The sequence below is a fragment of the Pantoea sp. genome (assembly GCF_039594315.1).
GTDB lineage: Bacteria > Pseudomonadota > Gammaproteobacteria > Enterobacterales > Enterobacteriaceae > Pantoea.
Map to the genome: position 1 here is coordinate 79637 of NZ_JBCNNP010000014.1, position 7462 is coordinate 87098.

General features: G+C 44.3%; 9 protein-coding genes. All 9 read right to left on the reverse strand.

Annotated features, from left to right (window positions below):
• Positions 1-7: 7 nt before the first annotated feature.
• Positions 8-1723: a hypothetical protein gene (locus tag ABDW13_RS11380; protein ID WP_343552666.1), complete on the reverse strand. Its 1716-nt coding sequence runs from the start codon at positions 1721-1723 to the stop codon at positions 8-10.
• A gap of 5 nt (positions 1724-1728) precedes the next feature.
• Entirely contained in the window at positions 1729-2940 is a 1212-nt protein-coding gene (locus ABDW13_RS11385; RefSeq protein WP_343552667.1) for a dsDNA nuclease domain-containing protein, read from the reverse strand.
• 306 nt (positions 2941-3246) lie between these two features.
• A complete protein-coding gene (locus ABDW13_RS11390) occupies positions 3247-3423 on the reverse strand; it encodes a hypothetical protein (RefSeq protein ID WP_222182351.1) in 177 nt (58 codons plus the stop codon).
• Positions 3424-3529: 106 nt separating this feature from the next.
• Complete coding sequence (locus tag ABDW13_RS11395; protein ID WP_343552668.1) at positions 3530-5764, reverse strand: replication endonuclease; 2235 nt, start codon at positions 5762-5764, stop codon at positions 3530-3532.
• Entirely contained in the window at positions 5764-5988 is a 225-nt protein-coding gene (locus tag ABDW13_RS11400) for a TraR/DksA family transcriptional regulator (protein WP_154152839.1), read from the reverse strand. Before ABDW13_RS11400 ends, ABDW13_RS11395 begins: the two co-directional genes overlap by 1 nt.
• Positions 5988-6218, reverse strand: a complete 231-nt coding sequence (locus ABDW13_RS11405) for a DUF2732 family protein (protein WP_343552669.1) — start codon at positions 6216-6218, stop codon at positions 5988-5990. Before ABDW13_RS11405 ends, ABDW13_RS11400 begins: the two co-directional genes overlap by 1 nt.
• A 66-nt stretch (positions 6219-6284) precedes the next feature.
• Positions 6285-6626 (reverse strand): DUF5347 family protein, encoded by a 342-nt coding sequence (locus tag ABDW13_RS11410; RefSeq protein WP_343552670.1) that lies wholly within the window; start codon positions 6624-6626, stop codon positions 6285-6287.
• Positions 6590-6778: a phage filamentation protein Fil family protein gene (locus ABDW13_RS11415; RefSeq protein WP_343552671.1), complete on the reverse strand. Its 189-nt coding sequence runs from the start codon at positions 6776-6778 to the stop codon at positions 6590-6592. The genes ABDW13_RS11410 and ABDW13_RS11415 overlap by 37 nt, the downstream gene beginning before the upstream one ends.
• 9 nt (positions 6779-6787) lie before the next feature.
• Positions 6788-7297, reverse strand: coding sequence for a phage regulatory CII family protein (locus ABDW13_RS11420; protein WP_343552672.1), 510 nt, complete (start codon positions 7295-7297; stop codon positions 6788-6790).
• Between the last annotated feature and the right edge of the window lie 165 nt (positions 7298-7462).

Sequence of the window (7462 nt, forward strand, 5' to 3'; positions counted from 1 at the left end):
CTTTTAGTTATATTGTGTACAAAATCTGTCGCAAGAACCCTAAAATTTCTTGATATTCATCGTTGTTCAATAAGCTACGATTATCTCCAAGTGAAATTATATTTGCATCATTCTTTTCCCACTGCTCAGGTATAGACTCAGTAGCAATAATTACCTGGCCTGCCCATTTGTCCATTGATAAGCTGACATCAAGCATACGGCTAAGATTCTTTTCATCTTGGCCAGATTGCTGCGGCGTATCAATTATAAATGGAAAAGCCGGAAATGCATTATTCTCATAAGTAACTGCAACGATACTACAATGTAGAGCTAAAACACTTCGTGGCCCAGAACTTCCTGTTGTTATTGGTTTCCTATGAAGTGAAATTCTTTTTGCGTATTCAGTTGCATTGATCTTTAATTTTCTACAATACTCTTGGTATTTAAGATTCAGTTTTTCACGAACTTCTCTTTCATGAGCCGCATTATCAAAGTGCTTCATCCATGAATAAAATTCATTTGCTTCTTCTTCGGTTTTAGCTATTTCACCTTGAATAATAGACGTTGTCACTTGAAGCGCATGTGTTAACACATCACTAGATTTAGAATTAACTATGTCGCGAAATGATACATTATCATCTGTAGCATTACGTTCTAATAGTGCATTTAGCTCATTTATTTCAATGATGCTATTAGCGTAGTTTTCCTTTAATAAAGCTTCCTTATCTCTTGTTTTGGCTAATTTATCTTTTGTTTCTACAATGAACGTATGCAATTGTTCAAATTCGGATGTTAAATCTACCCGGGCGTCTATGGACACCTTATGCATAATTCCGCAAGTTGGGCACTCTAACATTTCGCCGTCAGGAATATCAGTCAAGTAATTGATATCTAGAAAAGTTTCTTTTTCAGCAGCTCTAGCCATCCTCAAATCGTTCTGTAGTTTAGTTCTTATTATTGAATGATTATAGATTTCATTTTTAATTGTTGTTTGCTTATGACAGGTGTCTTTGATTTTCTGAGTTATTTTATAAATCTCCTCATTGAATTTATCAACATTGATCTCAAGCTTTTTCTGGGGTATGAAAGACTGAACCTTATTATGATACATTTCGCTAGATTTAATTTGTCGCGTCAGCTCTTTTGAATATAGTTTCTTTTCATCATACTTAACCTTCCATTTAAGATAGTCAGGGCTTTTAGCTCCTGTTACGAAGTCAAAAACTGTAGATTGCCAATTCGAAAATTGTGTCAGGTGAACAAAACTATTCCACTTTGATCCCCAACTTGAATCTTGATCAATATAGGATGAAAGAAGCATATATTCGGGGCCAGCATAATCATACTCACCATCATCATGCCGTTGCAATTTTAATTCTGTTTTGAAGAATTCAGAAAAAATTTTATTCCATTCTACTCCTGAAAAGGTTGAATGAATATTTTTTCTTATCAACATATCATGAATTATTTGATGCTTACCTTTCCTGTAGAAAGCATATGGAATTCCATTGAAAGTTAATATTAGAGCAACCGCTACATTTTTATCAAAAGTGCCAGCGTCTCTCAATGGGACTTCACAGCCTAAAGCCCATAAGATATGTTTAACTACCCTTGACTTTCCTGTTTCATTAACACCAAAGACCACATTTTTATTCGGGCTGAATCTTACTCTTTTCGCTTTCGCTTCTTTTTCTGATAGAATTAAAAGCTCTTTGTATACGACTGTTGATTTCATCTCTTCCATTCCTTTTATTCCTTACTAATTTCAACAGATTGTAAGTCTCTGACTGGTTTTGCATTTTTTATTACCATAGCTATTAAACAATTTATAATCTCGTCACTAAAAATATCATCTTCCTCAAGGGTTTCTTTTTTATAATGTATATATATTCTTGAGAATATATCATGGAGTTTATTTAGTTTTGATAACTCATCTATATTTGATTGATATATATTTTTAATTGACTCTAGGCACTTCCAAATTAATGATGTTCGATTAGATAATTCAATGCAGACATTGTTTACTGCATTGCGCATACCTTCACACATGATAAATGGTGCTAATTCTCTATCCAAACGATCTATGACCACGCCGACTTCAGTGACAGTGGATGATCGATTCCCATCAAATTTTCGCATGCAATTTAATAAATCTTTTCTAGTAATTCCTTTTTCTAATAGCTCTTTAAAGTTATTAGAGAACCTTTTTTTTCCTGCTTTAACCGTCATGTATTGAGCTATCAACATTACAATGCTTCTGGGTTTGGTAATTTCAAAATCAAATATACCATCCTCTACCATTTCGCTGAGAATTCCAGTGACGAATAAATGAGAATCATCAATTGGTAGATTAGTCTTGCTAAGAGTGAAGTCTTTTAAATCAATTGCTTCATCTTGCGGAAGACCTAATTGTTTTATGAGTGATGAAGTTATTTTTTCTTTTACTTCAACTGGTAGGCCGTGTAATAGTACTTCATCATTATTTACTTTTACTTTATCATTTTCATAGCTAAAAGTGGAGTTGCTAATAAATTCTAGTCTGACATTTTTACAAACATCAAATCTTTTTCTATGAAAGTACAATTTAGACAAAATAGAATAATTTTTTAAGCTTTTAGCCGTGGCTCTTTTAAACTGAGGTTTCGTTGGAGAGGTGTTGCTTTTATCGTCGTTATCAGTGTCGGCTTTAATTAATGATGGGACTGTCCAGCTGAAGCTGGATTCATTTTTCTTCAATTGTATAAAATGAATTTTATCTGGCGAAGTCGATGAGTTAATAATAGCAACATCCTGCTGCCATTCGAGAATAACTGCATAGTCTTCATCTGATTTATACCGAGTTAACGCTTCAGCTACGGCCCACCATACTTGGAAGCTGAAACCTCTGAAAGCATGGGTTCCTCCATTTTCATCACCTTCATAGTCTCTAAAAGCTTCTAGCATGATGGTGTCAATATCCATATGGCCTATCTCAATTAGGTGGAATCTTATTGAAATTATAATGCAAGCTAATGAATGAAATTTCCAGTACTTTAGCCATATGCCATTTCTCTGCGCGCAATGCTTTCCCCGCCACGCCTGCCCGCTTCGTGCATCGTTTTTAATGCAACTGCATGCCTCACCTCATACTGCGCCAGCTGTGGGCAGAAGGGCGATTAGCGATCCTGTTTGGATCATGCAAAATCACGCATGCACATGCGTTCTGCTGCAGCATCAAAAAAGCCACCGAAACGGTGGCTTAGTCGCAGCGCTGAAACTTCCAAGCGATCATTCGGCCTGGCAGTAGATAGCATCTTGGTAAAGTGAGGTGTCAATCGAACCGGCCATGTCACTGATCATCGACAGGGCCATTTTCAATTCATCTTCCTTGCAGTGTGCGATGAGTGATACGTCGGCTACAAATTGGATTCTGGCAACGGTCTCGCTCAGATTATCGATGTCCATCAGCTAATTAACTCCTTATCAATAAAATACACTGTATGTATAAACAGTATCATGGCGTTAAGGAATCGTAAACAATCGTATGGCTCGGATTTGTCCGACCGATGGATTATTGAACATTACTGCTTTTTCGATGCTGAGCGGCCAATGCCTCAAAACGCTGCAGGGCTGTGGAAGGTTTTCTACGTTCAACGAAAAGATGGCCGCTTGTTCCACTCCAGAATATTTGCGCGCCAACTTTGAGTTTGTGCCCCATCATCATGCGTGTAACTTCGCCTTCGGAAAGGGTAAGACGTGAGACATCATAAAAGCTGTCTTTGAGCTGCTTACGTTGATCGCGATATTTATCAGAAACCGGCGCCTGTCGTTTTTTTCGCGGTTTTGCAGGCGTGCTTTCATGCAATCTCTTTAAAATACGTCTTCTCTCGGCGCGGGTCGGCGAGCGCGTGAAGTCGATAGGGGGATCATCATCCGGCGGGGCCGTACAGTTATTGACAGAACTCCAAGAGGACGCGGACGCGCCCTTAACGTCAACGGACAAATCAACGGCACGCTTCGGCACCATCTTCCATTGCGTCAGTCTGGTTAGAATCGGCGTATCTGCGCCAGCGTCTGTTGCATACACGCCTTTGATGCGCATGGTTTCCTCGCCATAGACATTGAGGTCTTCACTCGGTTGATACCATGTACGTACGGCCAGTTCATCACGGCGAACAAATGCGCCGCCTTGTGCGTTAACGTAGCCAGCCCAATCGCCAGCATCTGCTGCGTCATGTGCAGCAGCGAACTCGATGCTGAGTCCGTGCGCGGTTTCGCTGTCTGCCATGCGGCGCAACTCGCGATAGACCGTGACCGGTGCGCCGCCAATGAACTGGAACTGGCGAATGTGCCAACGTGCCGCCCATGCTGAAACGGCTGAGGCAGTTTCTTTCAGCTCTTTGCCGCTCTCATCGTCCAGCTCGCCGTCGAGCGCATAGCCATCGATATTTTTTGAGATGTATTTCGCCACGTAACCGGTGGCACTGCCTTTATCGGGATCGATGGCTTCAGCATGAAAGCGCGCTCTGCGGGCCTTTTCGGTGGTTAGTTCAGTGCCATCTTCGCGCCATGCATAGTCGCTGATCACCTCACGCACGCGATCAACATTTTCAGGCAGCATAAACATCAGCATGTGCCAATGTGGAGTTGCATCGTGATGGGGTTCGGCAACACGTATGCCAAATATGCGGATTTCTTCACGATGCAGCTTGGCGCGAATTTTCTGCCACACGTTGCACAGATAACGCTGCGTATCTGCCGGGCTGGCACCATTCCACTTGCGGTTACGATGACCGGTCTTGATAGTGGCGTGGTATCGAGACGGGGCAGTGACCGTATAAAACTCGCCAACAAAGCCCATTTCGTTGCAGATATTTTCAAAGCCACGAATGCGATTCATCAACTCGCAGCGCTTAATGGCGGGATTCGACACGCTGGAATCAAACTTGTCGATTAAGCTGATCCTCTCGCCGGTTTCCTCATTCTCCAGCTCAAGCCCTTTAAGAAACTCACGCGTGCGGCGCTTTTGCTCGCGCCATTCCGACACCGTCATATTGCTGACATAGGGCGTATGTTTTTTGCTGACGTTGGCGAGGGCGATTTGCAGATGTTCACGCCATGACGCCGCAATACGACGCAGGCGGCCTTTCCACCATTTCTCGGTTTGCATGCGCATGATCGCGGGGGTGACTTCTTCCGGATCGAATAGGCGTGATGTGACTTTTTCCCACAATGGCGGTGTCTGATTAAACTCGCGAGTGATGGTAGCGGCGGTCATGTAAATGCGGTGCGTGTATTTATAATCTGATTCGTTGTCAGATTGAGCATGCGCCTGCACCAGTTCAGCCAGGGCAAAGTTGGCAATGTCGCCAGCCAGCAAATCAACATCGGCGCGAGCCATATCCGGCAAGCGGTTAAAACGACGCATTAACTCCCATAGCGCGCCGCACACTCTCGCCGCACCGATATCCTTAGTGGCGTTTTCTGTCAGCACATTAAAAGTGCCGGCCTTCATTTCGTCGAGCCGATATTTTGCATTCACACATTCGACGCGTGGCAATGTGCGCTCAACGAAAGTCTTTGTTAAGTACGCATTGGCACGGGCAATGCCCTGTGATTTTTCCAGCTCGGCGGCGCGCCGCCTGACATCGAGCTGAATCAGCGTCGGCTGCTGAGTGAGTAACTGCTCAGCATGCGCCAAAGCCGCAATCAACTGATCGCGGCTTCGCAGTTCCTTATAAGTAGGGTAGGGGCTGGCAATGGCTTCCCGTGGAGCATTCCACGGGTAAGCATAATTCTCTGTCATCAGGCTTTAGCCTGCAGATGTTTTCCGCGCTGCTCTTCAATTTCCTGACAAGAAACGCAGCGAGTAACGCCAAGATAGGCTCGCCGACGCAATTCAGGAATTGGGGCGTCGCAGTCTTCGCAGAAAGAAGCGCTAATCGCAGGGGCGCGGTTAACGATGAGCGCGATGTTACGTTCGAGCATTTCCTCGGTGCGCTGCTGCACAATATCCATTGAGTCGGCCATTAATGCGCCTCCGCAATTTGAGTTTGGATCTTTTCGATTTCCTGATGAAGTAATTCGGCGGCTTCAACCGGCGATAATTCGTCGTGGCGAATCTTTGCGGCCAGCATGTTCAGTCGATTAACCATCAGGTCAGCACGATCACGACGCTCTTCTTTACGCGCGTCATTGAGCATCATGTCGAGATCGATGTATGAAGCCGTATGTTTAGGTTGGGATGAATTATTCAGCATGTAATTTCCTGTTTTTGGGCAAAGAGAATCCCGGCGGGTTTACGCCAGTTAATTGCTTTGGGTAATTTAGTTAGAAAGCGTCATTCGCTTGGGGAATAAACTCACGACGGCTTTTAATTGGTTCATTGCACGTATGACGGCGGTTTTTTCATTGGTGTTTAATTCGCTAAAATCGGCGCTGTGTCGGTCTTTGCCAATATTTGCCAGGAAAAAGATGGCGCTCAGTGCGCGCTTATTGTCCTGATAGTTGCTGTCTCTAACATCACGCATTGAGTCGAAGAATCGCGATAAATCCTGTTCACTGTCGCCGCCCTTAAATTGCGAGCGCAACAACGCAACGTGATTGAGTGCCGCGACACGTTGACCGGCGCTCAGTTCGACAAGCATTGAATCGCCTTCGATAGCCATGATTTGCCTCTCTTGGGTGTTGCTTGAGTTCGTGGTGCGCCTGAAACCTCTTTAACCGGATGCCAGCTCTTACCGTTGTCACCTAAAATCCAGCCATGACCGTAAGACATTGACGGGCTTTGTCTTTTGAGCTGTGCAGCAAATGAAATCATGACTGCACCTCAGACCACGCCAAATGACGCGCCAAGACCGCTGATCGCATCGACAGTTGAAGTCAAAGCCGGGTTAGCCTGTATACGCGCTTGAACGGCCAGTGCGGCGAGGGTTAAACAACGAATACCGCTGTTAACGTTTTGCAGCAGGCTACGTTTGCAGCTAGCGCTCAATTGCTCTGTGGAGATTGCGCCAGCCGCTAACTGACCAACCTCAGCGGTGGCTTTCATCACATACAGCGGCAGTTTGTCGTTGGCAACTTCGTTCACCGGCACGCAAGGCAAGCACTGGATTTGCGCAAGTAAGCCATCAATGAGCGTCGCGTCTTCGGTAACATCGGTAAGCGTCAGAACCTCATGCACTGTCAGCTGATGGGGTTGATCTGGGTTGAGCTTGTTACGCAGAGTTTGGGCGCGCATTCCGGATTGCTTGGCGACGTCTTCCATGTTGTGTGATAAAGCGAATTTACGGCAGGCATCGTCATAATGCGCATGGGTAGAAACCTTGAAATCAAACATGTGCAAATAGCCCTCAACTTGCAAAATCAAGTTATGGTTTGATGTAGCGACATTTGATTGCCTGTTGACGATTCTTTTCGCGCCAGGCAGCAACATTGATAAGCGGATTGCCATGTTTGGTCATGGTGGTTTCTACCACTTCACCGGTCTTACGGTTGGTGCGGT